This is a genomic window from Myxococcus sp. AM010 (assembly GCF_013372585.1).
Classification (GTDB): Bacteria; Myxococcota; Myxococcia; order Myxococcales; family Myxococcaceae; genus Myxococcus; species Myxococcus vastator.
Window position 1 is genome coordinate 1 of sequence record NZ_JABXEO010000029.1, and the last position, 17,126, is coordinate 17,126.

Consider the following 17,126-nt stretch of genomic DNA (forward strand, 5'->3'; position numbering starts at 1 on the left):
GGCCTGGGCGTCGCCGCGCTGCTGCGCCCGGGGGAGGGCGTGGGCCAGCTCATGGCCAGCGAAACGTACCAGCCGCGGGACGTGCCGGGCCCCATCCAGGTGCTGCTGGACGTGGTGCCCACCAACCCGTTCGCGGCGCTCGCGAACGGGAAGATTCTGCAGGTCATCTTCTTCGCCGGCCTGCTGGGCTTCGCGCTGGTGAAGCTGGGCCAGAAGGCGGCCCGGCTGCGCGAGCTGGTCCGCGAGGCCAGCGACGCGATGATCCAGGTCACCCGCTTCGTGTTGGAGCTCACGCCGCTGGGCACCTTCGGCCTCATCGCCGCGCTGGTGGGCACCTATGGCTTCGAGCGCCTGCTCCCGCTGGGCAAGCTGGTGCTGGCGCTGTACGTGGCGTGCGCGCTGCACATCGTCTTCGTGTACGGCGGGCTCCTGATGACGCACGGGCTCAATCCGCTGCGCTTCTTCCGGGGCGCCGCGCCGGGCATGCAGGTGGCCTTCGTCAGCTCGTCGAGCTTCGCGTCCATGCCGGTGGCCTTGCGCGCGGTGACGCACAACCTGGGCGTCAACAAGGACTACGCGGCCTTCGCCGTGCCGCTGGGGGCCAGCATCAAGATGGACGGGTGCGGCGCCATCTACCCGGCCATCGCGTCGCTCTTCGTCGCGCAGTACTTCAGCCTGGAGCTGTCCGCGTCGCAGTACTTCATCATCCTGCTGGCGTCGGTGCTGGGCAGCTTCGGCACCGCGGGCGTGCCCGGGACGGCGGTGGTCATGGCCACGGTGGTGCTCAGCTCCGCGGGCCTGCCGCTGGAGGGGCTGGGCTACCTGCTCGCCATCGACCGCGTCCTCGACATGATGCGCACGCTGACCAACGTCACCGGGCAGATGCTGGTGCCGGTGCTGGTGGCGCGCGAGGAGGGGCTGCTCGACGCCGCCGTCTACAACGGCGCGTCCCCCGCCATCGCGCTGGAGGAGGACGTGGTGAAGGCGGACTGAGCCTCGCGCGCTCAGTCCTCGCCGTCGGGCCCCAGCCGGGGCTCGTACGGGCCGCCCGCGGGGTGGTGTTCCTCCAGGTCGTTCTGGTGCGTCCGCTCCCACAGCGGGAGTCCGGCGCGGAACGCGGCCTGCGCGATGAGCAGCGTGGCCACCGGCGTCATCACGAAGACGAAGGCGACCCCTAGCACCGCGCGGGCGATCACGCTGACGTCACCCAGCCCCAGCGCCGCCGCGCCCAGCAGCAAGCCGACCCCCAGGGAAGAGGCCTTCGCGGCCGCCTGGAGCCGCAGGAACAGGTCCGGCATCCGGAACAAGCCCAGGCCCGCCAGGAGCATCAGCAGCGCCCCCGAGAGCAGCATCGTCGCGGTGATGAAGTCCTTCATTGTCTGCCCCTGCCCGCGCTGTAGAGATACCTCGCGATGACGATGGTGCCCATGGACCCGATGACGGCCAGCACCAGCGCCACGTCCACCAGCTCCGGCTGCCCCACCCACAGGGCATAGACGGTGATGACCGCCGCCGTCTGGAGCGAGAAGAGGTCCAGCGCCACGACCCGGTCCGTCAGCGACGGTCCGCGGACCAGCCGGTGCAGCGAGAAGAGCATCGCGATGGACAGCGCGCCCAGGGTGCCCTGGATGATGAACTGCAAGGCGTTGCTCATCGCAGGGCCCTCAGCAGCGGCTTCTCCACGCGCTCGCGGAGCTCCCGGCGGAAGGCCTCCCGCGTCGTGGCGAACATCACATGGATGTAGAGGGCCTTCCGGTCCTCGGAGACCTCCAGCCCCAGCGTCCCGGGAGAGAAGGTGACGATGAGCATCAGCAGGGTGATCTCCGCGTCCGTCCGAGCCTCCATTTCGTAGCGGTAGATGGCGGGGCAGGAGATGAGCCTCGGCGTGGCGATCTCGTAGGCCACGCGCACGTTGGCGACCAGCACGTCCCAGGCGACCCGGGCCACCAGCCGCGCCACGTTCCAGGCCTGCGTCGCGTAGCGCGTGGGCAGGGGCTTCACGTCGATGAGGCCCAGCAGGAGGAAGCCAATCACGAAGCCCGTCAGGAGGTTCGCCGTGTTGACCTCCCCCAGCATCGCGGCCCAGAGCAGGGCCAGCATCAGGTTCCAGAGCAAGGCGGTCATGGGCGCTCCCTCAGCACCGCCCGCACGTACTCCGTGGGGTCGATGAGCTGTCCCGCCGCCGCGTCCGCCAGCTCCAGCAGCGGCTCCGCGCCCACGCCCAGGACGACCATGAAGGTCGTCATCGCGATGCACGGCCCGAGCACGCCGTCGCCCAGGCTCAGCGGCCGGTTGGGCTCCTGCGGCTGGTTCTCCGGGGGCGCCTTCCAGAAGGCCTCGCGCCAGATCTTCATCATGGAGAAGAGGGTCAGCAGGCCCACGACCACCGCCGTCCCCGCGATGACCCAGTGCTGGGTCCGCAGCGCGGCCTGGATGATGGCCAGCTTGGCGAAGAAGCCGGAGAAGGGGGGCACCCCCGCGAGCGACAGCGCGGGGATGAAGAACAGCGCGGCCAGCAGGGGCTGCGTCCGGTACAGGTTGCCCATCTGGTGCAGGTCATAGGTGCGGGTGACGCGCGCGGTGGCCCCGCTGACCAGGAACAGCGCGGACTTCGCGAAGATGTAGTGGATGAGGAAGGCGATGAGCGCCGCCAGGGCGCCGCGGGTCAGCAGCCCCAGGGCGGCGATGAGGTAGCCAATCTGGCTGATGATGTGGAACGACAGCAGCCGGCGCACGTCGTACTGCGCGACCGCGCCCAGCACTCCCGTCACCATCGTCAGGCCGCCCATCACCAGCAGGAGGGTGCTGGTGAACTGCGCGTCCTGCGTGAAGACCAGGGTGAAGACGCGCGCCAGGGCGTAGACGCCCACCTTGGTGAGGAGCGCGGAGAACAGCGTCGTCACCGCCGCGGGAGGCGTGTGGTAGGAGGCCGGCAGCCAGAAGAAGAGCGGGAAGGCGCCCGCCTTCAGCGCGAAGGCCACCAGGAAGAACATGGACACGGCCGTCATCAGCCTCGGCGTGCCCAGGCCCGGCACCGTGACGGACAGGTCCGCCAGGTTCAGCGTCCCCGCCACGCCGTACAGCAGGCCCACGGCGCACAGCAGCACCACGGAGCCGATGAGGCTCAGCGACATGTACTTGATGGACGCCTCGAGCTGCTCCTGCCGGGCCTCCAGCGCGAGCAACACGAACGAGGCGCCCAGCATGACCTCAATCCACACGAAGAGGTTGAAGAGGTCTCCGGTGAGGAACGCGCCGCACACGCCCCCCACCAGCACCAGCACCAGCGGGTAGTAGGCGCCCGCCTCCCGCGAGGCCGGGAGCGTGGCCGCGGAGAAGGAGACCACCGTCAGCCCCATCAGCCCGGTGACGAGCACCATCAGCGCGCTGAGCAGATCCGCGACCAGGGTGATGCCGAAGGGCGCCGCCCAGCCGCCCATCTGCGTCGCCTGGATGCCGTTGCGCCGCACCGTCACCAGCAGCAGCGCGCCCACGGCGGTGACGGACACCATGGTCATCAACGCCAGCCACCGGCGCGGCCAGGCGCGGGAGGGGGTGAGCTGGCCCGCGGCCGCGGCGCCCAGGCACAAAATCATGGGCAGGCTGAGCAGCGCCGAAGACGGCATCATTGGGAGTCCTTCAGCTCGGTGCGCAGCGCGCGGGTGTCGTCGGTCCCCGTCTCCTGCGCCGCCCGGTGCACCAGCACCAGCAGCAGCGCGAGCAGCCCGAAGTTGATGACGATGGCGGTGAGGATGAAGGCCTGCGGCAGGGGGTCCGCGAAGGGCCGGGTGAGCGCCTCCTGGCCTTCGGGCACCAGGGGCGCGAAGCCGCGCTGGAGCCCGTTGACGGTGAACAGCAGCAGGTTGCTGGCGCTGCCCAGCAGCACCAGTCCCAGCGCCAGGCGGACGACGCTGTGGAGCATCAGGCAGTACAGCCCCGCCGCGAAGAGGGCGCCCACGGTGAGCGCGAGGAACAGCTCCATGCCTACCTCCCCAGCTCTGGCGCGGTCGTCTCCTCACCCCGGCTCATGCCCAGGATGAAGGACATCGCCGTGCCCAGGACGGCCAGGTACACGCCCACGTCGAAGAGCTGCGGGGTGCCCACCTTCAACCCGTCCGACCAGGGCAGGGGCACCCGGCCCCAGAGGCTGGAGAGGAACGCGCGGCCCTGCAGCATCGCGGGGACGCCGCTGAGCAGCGCCACCAGCAGCCCCGCCGCCGCCAGCCGGGTGGGGTGGACGCGCAGTTGCCTGCGCGCGGCGGACCGGCCAAAGGCCACCATCTGCAGCGCGAAGGCCGCCGCCGCCAGCAGGCCGCCGACGAAGCCGCCGCCGGGGATGTCGTGGCCGCGCACGGCCAGCACCAGGGACACGAGCAGGAGCACCGGCGCCATCATCCGCGCCACGGTGTGCATCACCACGGGGTTCATACCTGCCTCTTCTTTCTCCGGGAGCGCGTGCGGAACAGGAGATAGACACCCAGCCCCGACGTCGCCAGCACGGCGGTCTCTCCCAGGGTGTCGAGTGCCCGGAAGTCCACCAGGATGACGTTGACGATGTTCAGCCCCTTGCCGCCGGGCACGCTCTGGGCCGCGTAGAAGTCCGCCAGCCGCGTGTGGGTGGGCACGGAGGCCACGTGCAGCAGCGTCCAGGTGACGAGCCCGCCCACGGCCAGGGGCAGCGCCGCCGTCCACCAACGGAAGCGGTGCTCGTGCGGCTGGACGGGGAAGCGCGCGAAGACGAGCGCGAACAGGATGACGGTGAGCGTCTGCACCACGACCTGCGTCATGGCCAGGTCCGGCGCGCCGAAGAACACGTACAGCAGCGCCTCCGCCAGGCCCAGCGCGCCCAGCGCGAGGATGGACGTCAGCGCCGAGCGCGACACCACGGCCAGCACCGCCGACACCAGGATGCCCACCAGGACCACCACCTCATAGGGCAGCACATCCATGGACACGCCCCGGGGCCACTGCCCCAGCCGCAGCACCACCGCGAGCGCCAGCAGCCCGCCGAACGTGGCGATGGTGACGACGATGTACTGGTGCAGCGAGCCATTCTGGAGCACCCGCGTCATCCACGAGGACAGCTTGAGCAGGCCGCTCAGGGAGGCCTGGTAGAAGTGCTCCGGGCCGTGGCTGGACAGGTTCAGGGCGCGCAGGCCCTTCAGCACCGGCTGGCGCAGCGCGAAGAGGCCTCCTCCCAGGACGAGGCTCCCCGCGCTCAATCCCAGCGCGGGCGTCACGCCATGCCACAGCGTCAGCTTGAGGTCTCCCGCCTGGCTTCCGCCAATGTCCACCGCCGCCATGGCCAGCAGGGGCTGGATGGCCCAGGGCACCAGGCCCAACACCAGCCCCGCGGCGGCGAGCAGCGCGGGCCCCACCCACATGGACGGCGGCGCTTCGTGGACCTCCGACTCCGGCCTCGCGGCGCGGAACGTCCTGCCCGCGAAGGGCTGCACGCCCACGCGGAGCGCCGCGGCCACCATGCCGCCGAAGCCCACCATGGCCCCCACCGCCAGGGGCCAGCCTCCCGGGCCCTTCAGGCAGGCCTCGTAGATGAGCTCCTTGCCCACGAAGCCGAAGAGCGGGGGCAGGCCCATCATCGACAAGGCGGCGGCCGCGGCCGCGGCGGCCGTCATCGGCAGTCGCTTGCGCAGCCCGCCCAGGTGCGTCACGTCGCGCGTGCCCGTCTCGTGGTCCACCGAGCCCGCCACCAGGAACAGCGTGCCCTTGTAGAGCGCGTGCGCGGTGAGGAACGTCACCATGGCCTGGATGGCGGCCGCGGTGCCCTGGCCGAGCAGCATCACCAGCGCCCCCAGGACGCTCACCGTCGCGTACGCGAGCACCAGCTTGAGGTCCGTGTGCCCCAGCGCCAGCAGGGCGCCCAGCACCATCGTCACCGTGCCCACGACGGTGAGGATGGTTTCCCATGGGGGGGTGCCTCCCAGGACGGGCGACAGCCGGGCCAGCAGGAAGACGCCCGCCTTCACCATGGTGGCGGAGTGGAGGTACGCGCTCACGGGCGTGGGCGCGGTCATCGCGCCCGGCAGCCAGGTGTGGAATGGCATCTGCGCGGACTTGGTGAACGCGCCGCCCAGCACCAGCAGGAGGATGGCCAGGTAGCGGGGGCTGCCGCGCACGGTGTCCGCGGCGGCGATGGTGCCAGAGATGGACAACGTGCCCACCAGGTCGCCCAGCAGGAGCAGGCCCACCAGCAGGGACTGGCCGCCCAGCGCGGTGATGAGCAAGGCCCGCTGCGCGGACTCGCGGGCGGCGTCCTCCTTGTGCTCGAAGCCGATGAGGATGAACGAGCTGAAGGTCGTCACCTCCCAGCAGATGAAGAGCAGGAGCGTGTTGTCGGCGAGGACGATGCCCAGCATCCCGGCCATGAACAGCAGGAGCCAGCCGTAGAAGCGGCCCAGCACCTCGTGGTGGACCAGGTAGCGCCCCGCGTAGATGACCACGAGCGTGCCCAGGCCCGTGATGAGCAGCGCCATCAGCAGGGACAGGCCGTCCAGTCGCAGCGCGAAGTCGATGCCCAAATCGGGCATCCACGACAGCGTCAGCGAGGGCACCTCACCGCGGACCCCGGCGGGGACCTGTGCGCCGAACCACACCGCCAGCCCCGCCGGACACAGGGCGAGCACCCAGCCCGCCCAGGACTTGAACAGCCGGGTGATGGGGACGGCCAATGCCGCGACGATGAAGGGAACGAAGAAGGCGATGCTCAGGGCCATGACCGGCGCCCAGCAGGCCATTGCCGGGTGCCTGCCTCCAGGCTTCTTCCTTGCACGCTCCACCTGAGAGCCAGTGGTGGACACTCCCGCCGGTCAGCCGACTTCGAAGTGTCCACCAGTCTGCGGGGGCTGCCCAGGCCGCTGGACGGGCGGATGTCCCGGCTCACGGGTCGCGAGGTTGGTAGCGGCGGGCGTCCAGCGGCAGCTCCAGCGTGAAGGTCGTTCCGGTCTCGACGTCACTCTGGACGGAGACTGTTCCTCCATGTGCTTGCGCACACCCCAAGACGAGCGTCAGTCCAAGCCCCCAACCTTTCGAAGGGCCCTTGTTCGCGGAATGGGTCCGGGTGAAGGGCTTGAAGATCTGTTCCTGGTCCGCGGGCGCGATGACGGGGCCTTGGTTGTGGACAGACGCTCGCGCCAGGTCGCCGGCCCGTGTGACGGTGAAGGTGATGGGCTCCGTGGCGGACCCGTATTTGATGGCGTTGCTGCCCAGGTTCCAGAGGGCGCGGCGGAGCTCCTCCGCGCTCCAGATTCCCCGGACGCGCTCCTCCGCCTGGAGCACGAAGCGGTCCCCATGGAGCGCGCTCAGCTCTTCGACCACTTCCTGGGCGACACCGCCCAGGTCGCACATGTCGAGGCGTAGCGGGAGCCGCTGGCCCCCTTGGATGCGGTTCGCGTCGAGCAGGTCCCGCACCATCTGGTCGGTGCGTTCAATGTTGCGGTCGATGCGCAGCGCCAGGTCGCGTCGTTGGTCCAGCCGCTCGGGATGCCGCATGAGGAGCTGAGCCCCCGACTTCGCCGCCGACAGCGGTCCGCGAAGGTCATGGGCGAGCACGGAGACGAAGTGCTCGCGTAGCGAGCGCTCGGTCTGCAGCGCTTCGATCTTCTCGCGCAGATTCGCGTACAGCTTGGCGTTGTCCAGGTGGACGCTCAGTTGTTGTCCCAGCGACAGGAGCCGCGCCTTTTCCCGGGCGGTGAATTCCCGGACCTCGGCAAGGCCGACATACATGATGCCCACCAGCGCGCGGTGGGGAGGAAGTCGAACCCCGAGCAGCGAACGAAGTCCGCTCTGACGCAGCGGCGGGCTCACCTCGAGCGACGTCGTCTCGGCATCCAGGACCGAGCTGGTCTCCTCGCCCGCGGCGGCGACGCTGCCGGGAAAGGACGCAGGACTCATGGATGCCGCGTAGTGCGCGAGCTGCTCGCTCGCCAATCCCGCGGCGGCCGCGGTGACGAGCTGCTCCCCCTCGGCCTCATACAGGAGCACGGCACCACTCTGGGCGCCCATCGCCTCGATGATCAAATAGAGGACCCCCTTCAAGTGGTCACGCAGGGATGCCGCATCCCCGTCGACGAGCGCCTCACTTGCCACCTTCTGGAGCAGCCGCAGGTAACGCTTCTCCGTCTGCTCGTCCTCCAACAGGTGACGGCTGAAGAGCTCCGACACGGCGGTCGAAGCGGCATACAGCTCGGTGAAGAGCCGCTCGACGTCAAGGACGCTGGGACGGGCTTCAGGCGCAGCGGTCGCCCACATGCTGGCGATGCACCGTCCCAGGATGGCGAACTCCTCGACGACCTCCGCCACATTGAAGCCCTGCCGGAGGCGGGCGGCCACATGCGTCTCCACGTGCTCCCGCTGCGCGTGGGCAAGCGCACCGGGCGCACCTTCCTCGTCAGCGAGCGAGGCCAGGTAGATAGGCATGATGTTCTTGAACTCGGGCGCGTCCAGCCCTCGGGCGGACGCGGCCCGAGCTGCCTGCTCGGACCATTGCCGGATGATCTCCTCTTGATGTCGACGGATGATGCCCGCAACGCTCGTCATCGGGAGTCCTCACCCTCAATGATGGACATCGCCTGAGGCTTCCCGCATCCGGAGACACGCAAAGTGTCTCGATGAAGGCAGTGCGGGCCGAGCCCTTGCCACCTCCGGTGATGGCGAGGCGTGCCGCCCTCGGCCGGTGACGGCCCTGCTTGCACCGAACCTAAGGAAGGGGCTCGGAACTGGAGCCTTCGTCGCCACCGCCTCCTGGCCCACAGGCCATCTCCGGGCAGCCCTTCTGGGGGCTGCACGTCAGCTGGTCACAGCACAGGTACTGAGACGGCGGACAGGTCACCGTGTCGCAGGTATTGGCAGCGCCGCAGGCTTGGCCCGCCGGGCAGGTGCCGCAGCTCAGCGTGCCGCCGCATCCGTCTGGGACAGAGCCACAGGTCTTCCCCTGGGATGCACAGGTGGTCGGGGTGCACGTGCAATACAGGGCACAGACGTCCCCTTCGTCGATGTTCCCGTCACAGTCATCATCCAGCCCATTGCAGGACTCTGTGGGCGCGACACATTGGCCCCACATGCTGATGCTGTCCTGGACGATGCAGGCCTGCACCGAGCCCGCGCACGTGCCTGCCGTGGTCCGGCACTCCTGCGTCAGGGTCCCCGCTCCCTGGCCGGGCAGGTTGTCGACGAAGCCGTCCCAGTTGTCGTCACAGCCGTTGCACTTCTCCTGGGTAGTCGTCGCCGGCCGGCAGGGGCCATGCGTCCCGTCGGGCTGACAGGCGGCGGTGGCGTTCTCACAGCCATATTTCGGTTCGTCACAGTGTCTCCGCGTGCCGGAGGGGATGACGCACTGGAACTGGCCCGCGCTGCACGTGCGCGTCCCCGTACATCCATTGGAGAGCGGGTCGCAGGCGCCGCCCGTCAGCACGCCGCCGTCGGGCCCCTCGTCAATCAAGGAGTCACCGTCGTTGTCACAAGCGTCGCATTTCTCCTCGCCGTAGGCTGAGCACGAGCCCGCGATGAGGTTGCCCTCCCAATCACACCGGACATGGCCCTGATCGCCGCAGACCGTGCACGCGACATTCGAGACCCCCGAGAACGAGCCGCACCTCGGGTAGTCGTCGCACTCCGTCATCCCGTAGCAACCCTTCGCGTTGATGCACGTCGTGGGCGGTGGCGGAGGATCCGGACAGATGGCGTGAACTGGAAATGCCACCAGCGTGAAGAGGCACCACAGGGCACCGCCCAACATCCCTGACTTCGACTCACGATGCACGACGGACCTCGTTCTTGAACATCGACTCATGTCACGGCGCTTGACCTGCAACGCCACAGCGCCCGCGACCTCCTGACGACCACTCTGTACGCGCACCGGCACAGCCTTCCAAAACGCCCTCGCTGTCGCCCTTTCCGAGAACCCCTCAGCTCGCAACTGCGATTTGTGCCGGTGAGCGCTCACGGTGAAGGCTGTGCCTCCTCCTTCGAACACTTGGTCATCACAGGCCCTTGACCAAGAGTGACGCAACTAGGGTGGTCAAGCCTCCGCAGAAAAGAATCACAGCCACAAGCTTACCAAGTAGTCCACGGTTCCACGTGAACCACAGGACGAAGCCGGTAAGCGCTGCGACGATTGAGCCAAATATGAGCATCACCACACACCTTCGAAGAACCCCACCCCGTATAGGGATCCTCCGATTGAAGTTGCCCCGCCGCCAAACAAAATGCTCTTGTCCACCAAATCTAGGGCGGGATCGAAGATCCTACCGTTGGCCCCCATGTTCGCAGGCTTAAGATCATTGACCCATCCGATGCGACGGCTGCCCTGTATGTAAGCATTGAGCCAGGTCCGCCCAAAGGATGCTGTCGGCCCGACGTCCTGCATCAGGAGCATTCCATTGCGGAACGAATGTGGAGTTGCGAGATCGTCGAGGGCATCAAGCGCACGGAACTGGTTCGCGAGAGAATGCCGCCCCCAAGCCTGCAGTGTTGGATTAGCATTGGGATTCACGCGTTTTACCCATAGGCCGCCGAGCTTTCGAATCTGAATCCCTCGGCTAATGTTTTTCCAGGCTCCTCCGCCCTTTGCGGCTCCAGCTTCCGCAGCAACGGCAGTTTGGGCCGCGTTGTAAATCACCTTGGGCGCGGGGGCTCTTGCGGGGTGCATCGCCTTCGCCCCCCGGGCGAGCGGGAGCGCCAGTCCCAGAGCCCGGAATACATCGTCTTCGAATCCTGCGACGGACCCCTCCGCGATGCCCTCGCCGAAGTAAAGACTACCCATGGACTGAGCGCCCAGTTCCACCGACAGGGTCGTCACCGCCAAGATCGCGTAGTCCCAAGTCGAGGCGCCGGGTTGAATCTCGTTTGCGAGCCACGAGTGGTAGTCGCTGCGAGGGCCGCTGTACCACGCATTGGCGACTTCGGCCGCGGATCCCCATTGCCACAGGGGCGTCGTGCTCTCGCTGACCTGCGTGCCTACGCTGCCGCCCCCATCGTCAATGTGCCGCAGTGGGGAGACAGTGGCGTCATCGGTCCGCATGCGCATCGACGAACTGGCACCCAGCCCCAGAACCTTAGAGAGCGCCCACGGGAGGAACCCGGCAGCCATCCCGAACCCCACGCCCAACCCGGTGGTCGACGCGCTGTACGTCGACGACACGGACTGGGGATAGAAGCCCGTCGGGTCCGTGTACTTCATCGGGTTGTTGACTACGTAGGAGTACGCGTTGAACGCTTGGCTCGAGCCCACGCCCGCGATCACGGGATCCGGGCTCAGGAACCGGCCCAGGCGCGGGTCGTACATCCGGCCCCGCATGTACACGAGCCCCAACTCGTCATCGAGCTCATGCCCTGTGTAGCCGACACGACCTCCGGACAACGGGGCCACTGCGTCCTGCGTCAGGTTGACGCTGCTGCGGCGTTGTCCGAACGGATCATACTTGTGGCGCTCCAACACTTCGCCCGCTGAGCCGACCACCGTGTCCGGGCTGCCCAGGCGGTCCATCAGGAAGTAGCGGACCTGCTCCGCCGAGATGTTGTCCGTCCACTGCACCTCCGCGACGAGTCCCTCCGCGCCCGGCACCACGTAGACATGCGTCATCCCGTCTCGGCGCTGATACAGCCCTTGCAGATAGATGACCTCGTGGGTGGCGCCTCCCTGGGTGGTCCGCTTGAGTGCGCGTGCGCCCGTGCCGTCATAGGCCATGCGCACGTCCATGCCCCCCTCCGTGATGAGGGAGGGGAGGTTCGACAGCGTGAACTCGGCTGTGCGAACCACCGCACCCGTCTGCGCGTTCCGAGTGACCGTCTGATTGCCTCGTCGGTCGTAGTCGAACGTCTGCTGGGTCCCGCCCCAGGTGGCCCGCTTCACGGCATGAGGACCTCCCGAGGCGCCGGGCTCGCTGTAGAAATAGCTGGCGGAGGTCCCGCTCCCCCAGACGACATCCCGTTCCAGGAGGTTGCCCACTGTGTCGTAGGCGAAGAGCGTCGTGGACGACACACAGTGGCTGTACTGCTGGTACAGCGTCCAGCTATCGAGCCGATCCAACGCGTCGTAGGTGAACTGCTCGGTCGACTGCTGCACGTGGTCATGACGCGCCTGGAGATTCCCGCCCTTCGAATACTCGTAGATGAGTCGCTGGACGCTGGTGCCGCCACTCGTGGCGTCCAGGTAGCGCAGCTGTCCCACCACGTCATAGCGCCGCGTGCGGATGACCTGGTCTCCGAAGCGCTCACGCGTCACCTGCCGTTGGACATTGCGCTCGAGCGCTGTCCAATAGACCTGGTTCGAGTCCGCGTTCTTGACCGAGAGCAACTCACCGCGGGGCGTATAGGCATACTTGACCTTGAACTGTCGCCCATCGCTCGTGGGTGGATAGGACAGGGTGTCCAGTCGCCCACGGCCGTCGAAGGTCTGGGTGAGCGTCAGAATCTCCCCGGTGCCCACCTGCTGCGCCAGCGTGGACTGGCGGCCCACGGCATCGTAGGAATAGACCGTGCTGACGGTGGGGGAGCCCGCCACCTCCGTCGTGGTGCTGGCCAGACTCCCGAAGCCATGTGAGGACGCGTCCCAGACGAACGTCGCCCGCTCCTGGACGGAACTCCCCTTCATGGTCAGGGATTGTGTCACGCGGCCCAGGGCGTCCCGGGTGAGCGTCGTGACGTGGCGAGCCGCGTCAGTGTCCTCTCCATCCGCTTCCCACTTGAGCTCACCGAAGGCGTTGAAGGCCCTCAGCCGCACACCGGCATTGGGGTCCTGGGTGCGCACGGGCTGCCCCAGTTTGTTGAACGCGGTGGTGATGGTGGCACCCGTCGCGTCCGTGATTCCCACGAGCCGGCTGAACGCTCCGTACTGGTATGTCGTGGTGACCTCGGACGAGGTGCCCACGCCATCCCGGCTCTCCACCAGCACTCCTCGGTGGTCGACAGTGCGCTGTGTCTTTCGCCCGTCTGCATCCGTCACCACCGTAGACAGCCGGTAAGGAGCCACCGGGTACAACGCTGTCGTGGTGCTCTGGTCCGGGAGTTCCTGGGAGAGGCGTCGCCGCAAGTTGTCTTGCTTGCTGGAGACGAGCGCTGGCGCGGACTCGGGAATCTCCGCCTGCGCTCTGGGCAGGTAGTACGCCGCCAGATTGCCGTACGCGTCGTACTGGAAGTCTTCGTAGGTCTGGACCAGGGTCGAGTCCAGGGTCGAGGTCCGCGTGGGGCGTCCCAGTCCATCCAAGCGAGTGACGGTCGACGTCAACATCTCTCCGGGCAGGCTGTCGGGCCTGTCACACGCGAGCCCAGGAGCATTGTCCCGGTTGACCACCCAGGTGCGTACCCGGGGCAAGCTCCCCTCCCACTCGTAGTGGGTCTGGACGGCGGTCCGGTTGCAGACCTCCGCCGGAGCCTTGTAGGAGGGCACCAACGTCCGCACCCGGCCAAAGCCGTCGTACTGGTAACGTGTGCGGACTCCGTTCGGATCCGCGGCCTGTGCCAACACCCCCATGCCCGGATGGAAGGCAAAGCGAGACACACCCCCGACCGCGTCCACCGTGTGGCGCGGATAGACTTGATCCACCGTGTCATAGGCGGTGGACTCCACTCGTGACTCGCCTCCACCTTCCTGCGTCACCGTGGTCAACAAGCCTTTCTCGCCCCAGGTGAGGGTCGTCTTCAAATAGAGGTCGCTGACGTTTGGTGCCACCGCCGCGCCCTGGCTGCCAGGCTCGCGCTCAAGGAGAGACACGCGTCCCTGGCTGTCGAAGGTGATACGCGTCACCTTCGCCCAAGCGGGGTCTCCTCCGCCGCAACCTGTCTCGGGAGCGGTGGGGCCACACTTCGCCCAGCTCTCCGTCGACGTCCAGGCGCCGGTGGGCATCCACTGCGTAGCGTCAAATGTGACGCCCGTCGTCAGGGTAGAGACCTCCTCTGTGCTGTCTGCATCCCGCATGCGCAGGGCGCTGAAGACGGTGATCCCGTACTGGTCGAGGGACGTGACGCGCTCTGTCTCCCCCAGGGGCGTGATGGATTGCCCCTGCTTGACCAGCTCCAGCCTCTCGGAAACGACGTTGACGTAGCGCTGGTAGCGGCCGGGAGTGAGCGGCGACACCTGGTGCTTCCACTCCACGGTGCGACGTTGATGCTCCTGCAGCCCGGTCTCCACATGAACCGGGGTGAGCGTCACTTCGCGGATGGGCTGATGCGCCAGTCCCGGAAGGCACCCATAGAGGGGCATGGCGCACAGGGGGTAGCTCGTGTTGTCGAAGGTCGTCGTCGTGAATTCGCCTGTGCGCTCATCCAACCGGGAGCGCTCGGAGAACCCCAGCCAGCCATGCCCTCGGACGTGGTAGCGGCCATCCTTGTAGGCGTAGGTCCAACTGCCGTGCGGATCATCGTTGTCATTGACACTGAGTCGGCGGACGACCCGCATCGTCTCGGGAGCCTGTCGCACCAGCGCGTCATCCATGACCGTGCTCGTATAGACGCGGGACGAAACCCGAGGATCGCAGTTCGTCACCGCGGGGTCGCACTTGTCCGAGAGGTATGCGTAGTCGAACCGGTGATGGAGGCCCGCGGCGACCGTTCCGTTCGGGCGCTGGGTCCCCGCATGGACGTGGGTGATCACGTCCGTCGCGTGCTTGCGCACGAAGACTTTCAACCGGTTGCCCACCCGGCGCGTGATGTCGAGCAGACCGTCTCCGTTGACGTCCACGACCTGCACCCACTTCAGCGAGTCGCCCGACGTAATCGGAAGGTTCTTGAAGCCCGAAAACGCTCCTTGCGGTCCCGCGAGGAGGATGCGCACGGACCTGTCCAGCATCACGAGCAGGATGTCTGTGCGCCCGTCTCCGTCGAAGTCACCCGTCCGTTTATCGAGGTAGGGATCGGCGATAGGGGTGCGCTGCAAGACAGTGTCGTCGGCGAAGCCGCGCATACCGTCGTTGAGTTGCACTTCCATTCGGGACAGGTACGTGGTTCCGGTGTTGCCCATGGCAACCGCGTCCGCCAGTCCGTCCCCATTGACGTCCAGGAAGTCGAAAAGGCTGTGGCTTGGCGGTTCGTACTGAGTGCCGAGCCAGAAGGGGCGCTTGAAGCGTGTCGGCAGCTCAACAAGCGAGCTTTGTCCCTGAATCGCGCTCACAGAAGACAGGTAGGTGGGATCGGACTCAGTCGGTCCCACCAGGCTCATGCGCCCGGCACCCTCGAGGTCGACGGCCCGGATGCCCTGGTCCGTTCGCTCGAAGACGCGCGAGGCGGTCTGCAGCCGCACACTCCCAAAATGCAGGCGGACACCTACCCGGTCCGAGGAGTTAACGGAGGGGGGGGAGCCGATGTAGGCCATGTCGTTGAAGCCATCGCCATCCATGTCCAACCAGTAGACGCTACGTGAGCTCCCCCAAACGGAGTCGTACTGGTTGTCGTGTCGGTATCCGTATTCGGACTCCAGGATGTCGATGCCAGTGTCCGTTGTGAACTCGCCCACGCGGCATGAATGGGCCGCAAGGCTGGACTTCCCAAATCCGTTCCAGTCGACCACCACAGGGCGCAGGGCCGGTCGAGGATCGCAAGTGATGGAGTCCCAGGTGGAGTCCGCATAGGGGCTCCTGACCTCCCATTGATCGACGGACGGGTCTTTCAGAACGTGAAGCTTGAAAACGTCTTGCCAGTGGGCGCGATCGAATGGCTGGTTTTGCTCGGGCGGGAAACGCAGGTAGCAAGGCGATGGCTGGCCTTTTCCACACTTCTCGGTCCACACGTGGACGGACTGGAACAGATACCCGATCCCGAAGCGTCCGGCCCCCAGGCCGAAGGCATGTAGCCCTCCGCCCGTGAGCGTTTCCTGGATGTTGCCGGCGTCCTTCTCCTCGAACTCCCAGGAGCCCTTTTCCCAGTCGAACTGGACAGGGAGCTTGCAGGTGCCGAGACCATCACACTCCTGGACTTCACGCAGAAGGCTTCGCTTGCTGACGCTCTGGTTGTCGTAGCGGAGGGTATAGGAGCGCAGCAGGACGTCCGCGCCGCTCGCGTCGGGGCCTCGCATTTCGAGGCCAGAGAGGCGGAAGTCACGGCGCAGCTTCTCTCCCGCGGTGAACCCCACGAACACGTCGGGCCGTGTCTCGTAGCGGAACTTCACCGAGCGCCGCGCAGGGGCGTCCGTCTCTCCGCTGCCAATGGGAGCGACGAAGCCGGTGTAGAGAATCCGGTCTGGCCGGAACCATGCGCCCGCTCCTGCGGTGTTGGGCGCTCCCTCGTAAAAGACCTCCAGTTGATTGCCGGCCCGGTCTTCCACCACGGTCTGCGCCCAGGTCATGGGGCCTCCCGTGCTCGCGACCAGCAGGCCATCCGTGCGTGTGGCCGTCTCGCCGAAAGTCAGGATACGACCCTCGCGGGTATACACGCGGAAGGTTCGTGGTCGCCCCTGGGCATCTTGCCGCGTGATGACAATCTTGGCGTAGGACTCCCGCTCAGTGCGGAACTCGGGGAAGCCCTCTCCATTGGACGCAGCGACGACGACGAGGCGCTCTCCATCCAGGCAGTAGAGCGCGTCGCTCCAATGAGCACTGAAGTCCACGGCTTCGGCGGCGCCATCTTGCACGAGCGTCCGAGGGCAGTGCGTCACCTGGGACAGGCCCACCAGGTTGAAGCCTACACCCAGCGGGCCATCCGGGCCTCGGCTGTTGTACGTCAATGCCAAGCGGGGCTGGATTCCCGCGCGCCCGTCTGGCGTCCAGAGTGGGATGGACACGGAGGCCGCGCCATCGCTCGTCACGTCGGCGACGTAGGGCGTCGTCGCGGTGGAGGGCCCCGAGGGACTCGGTACCAACGTGTCCGCGGGGACCTCCAATGGGCTGGTGTCCTGGGGCTGGATGGTCAGCGCCAGCTTTCGCTGTCCCCGTGCCTCATCTTCTTCGGCGCGGAAAGTACCCACGGGCCCGCAGCTCGCGAGGAGCTGCGTCCAGTACAGCAACAACACCAGGTAGGCACCTGCCTGACGTCCCACGCCACCTTGAGACCGCGTTTCACCATTACGGTGCATGCGTGGCTCTCTATTCGTATTCACATGAGAAACATAGGGTGTCCGCGTGGTTGACCCGTGGGCCGTGCGTGCTTCACCCATGGCAAAGTCCGGACGCAACGTCCTT

Annotated in this window: 11 protein-coding genes; 1 reads left to right on the top strand and 10 read right to left on the bottom strand. The window is 67.1% G+C overall.

The features are described from left to right. Positions 1-993: dicarboxylate/amino acid:cation symporter (locus HV826_RS15620; RefSeq protein ID WP_176417816.1), on the top strand; the 993-nt coding region annotated here is incomplete at its 5' end. An 11-nt stretch (positions 994-1,004) separates the two neighbouring features. On the opposite strand, the gene mnhG is transcribed toward HV826_RS15620, so the two are convergent. The 10 genes from mnhG to HV826_RS15670 form a co-directional block, all read right to left on the bottom strand. Next, on the bottom strand, positions 1,005-1,376 hold the full coding sequence (gene mnhG, locus HV826_RS15625) for a monovalent cation/H(+) antiporter subunit G (protein WP_176417817.1): 372 nt from the start codon (positions 1,374-1,376) through the stop codon (positions 1,005-1,007). Beyond that, positions 1,373-1,654: a monovalent cation/H+ antiporter complex subunit F gene (locus tag HV826_RS15630; protein WP_163782570.1), complete on the bottom strand. Its 282-nt coding sequence runs from the start codon at positions 1,652-1,654 to the stop codon at positions 1,373-1,375. The genes mnhG and HV826_RS15630 overlap by 4 nt, the downstream gene beginning before the upstream one ends. Then, a complete protein-coding gene (locus tag HV826_RS15635) occupies positions 1,651-2,124 on the bottom strand; it encodes a Na+/H+ antiporter subunit E (RefSeq protein ID WP_176417819.1) in 474 nt (157 codons plus the stop codon). The genes HV826_RS15630 and HV826_RS15635 overlap by 4 nt, the downstream gene beginning before the upstream one ends. Beyond that, positions 2,121-3,626, bottom strand: a complete 1,506-nt coding sequence (locus HV826_RS15640) for a proton-conducting transporter membrane subunit (protein ID WP_176417874.1) — start codon at positions 3,624-3,626, stop codon at positions 2,121-2,123. Before HV826_RS15640 ends, HV826_RS15635 begins: the two co-directional genes overlap by 4 nt. Beyond that, entirely contained in the window at positions 3,626-3,982 is a 357-nt protein-coding gene (locus HV826_RS15645) for an NADH-quinone oxidoreductase subunit K (protein WP_163782568.1), read from the bottom strand. The genes HV826_RS15640 and HV826_RS15645 overlap by 1 nt, the downstream gene beginning before the upstream one ends. Before the next feature lie 2 nt (positions 3,983-3,984). After that, the gene (locus HV826_RS15650; protein WP_176417821.1) at positions 3,985-4,428 is read right to left on the bottom strand and encodes a Na+/H+ antiporter subunit B; all 444 of its coding nucleotides are present in this window, start codon (positions 4,426-4,428) and stop codon (positions 3,985-3,987) included. Beyond that, the gene (mbhE, locus tag HV826_RS15655) at positions 4,425-6,734 is read right to left on the bottom strand and encodes a hydrogen gas-evolving membrane-bound hydrogenase subunit E (protein WP_255207838.1); all 2,310 of its coding nucleotides are present in this window, start codon (positions 6,732-6,734) and stop codon (positions 4,425-4,427) included. The genes HV826_RS15650 and mbhE overlap by 4 nt, the downstream gene beginning before the upstream one ends. 163 nt (positions 6,735-6,897) lie before the next feature. Further along, a complete protein-coding gene (locus tag HV826_RS15660; RefSeq protein WP_176417823.1) occupies positions 6,898-8,556 on the bottom strand; it encodes a GAF domain-containing sensor histidine kinase in 1,659 nt (552 codons plus the stop codon). Between the two features lie 160 nt (positions 8,557-8,716). After that, complete coding sequence (locus HV826_RS15665) at positions 8,717-9,778, bottom strand: hypothetical protein (protein ID WP_176417825.1); 1,062 nt, start codon at positions 9,776-9,778, stop codon at positions 8,717-8,719. Positions 9,779-10,150: 372 nt separating this feature from the next. Further along, positions 10,151-17,020, bottom strand: a complete 6,870-nt coding sequence (locus tag HV826_RS15670; protein WP_176417827.1) for an RHS repeat-associated core domain-containing protein — start codon at positions 17,018-17,020, stop codon at positions 10,151-10,153. Positions 17,021-17,126: the final 106 nt, after the last annotated feature.

What these genes read in the sequence shown, in the direction of transcription:
- HV826_RS15630 (WP_163782570.1), bottom strand. Translation starts at nt 1,654, where the DNA reads ATGAGCAACGCCTTGCAGTTCATCATCCAGGGCACCCTGGGCGCGCTG.
- HV826_RS15660 (WP_176417823.1), bottom strand. Translation starts at nt 8,556, where the DNA reads ATGACGAGCGTTGCGGGCATCATCCGTCGACATCAAGAGGAGATCATC.
- HV826_RS15640 (WP_176417874.1), bottom strand. Translation starts at nt 3,626, where the DNA reads ATGCCGTCTTCGGCGCTGCTCAGCCTGCCCATGATTTTGTGCCTGGGC.
- HV826_RS15635 (WP_176417819.1), bottom strand. Translation starts at nt 2,124, where the DNA reads ATGACCGCCTTGCTCTGGAACCTGATGCTGGCCCTGCTCTGGGCCGCG.
- mbhE (WP_255207838.1), bottom strand. Translation starts at nt 6,734, where the DNA reads ATGGCCCTGAGCATCGCCTTCTTCGTTCCCTTCATCGTCGCGGCATTG.
- HV826_RS15650 (WP_176417821.1), bottom strand. Translation starts at nt 4,428, where the DNA reads ATGAACCCCGTGGTGATGCACACCGTGGCGCGGATGATGGCGCCGGTG.
- HV826_RS15645 (WP_163782568.1), bottom strand. Translation starts at nt 3,982, where the DNA reads ATGGAGCTGTTCCTCGCGCTCACCGTGGGCGCCCTCTTCGCGGCGGGG.
- HV826_RS15670 (WP_176417827.1), bottom strand. Translation starts at nt 17,020, where the DNA reads ATGCACCGTAATGGTGAAACGCGGTCTCAAGGTGGCGTGGGACGTCAG.
- mnhG (WP_176417817.1), bottom strand. Translation starts at nt 1,376, where the DNA reads ATGAAGGACTTCATCACCGCGACGATGCTGCTCTCGGGGGCGCTGCTG.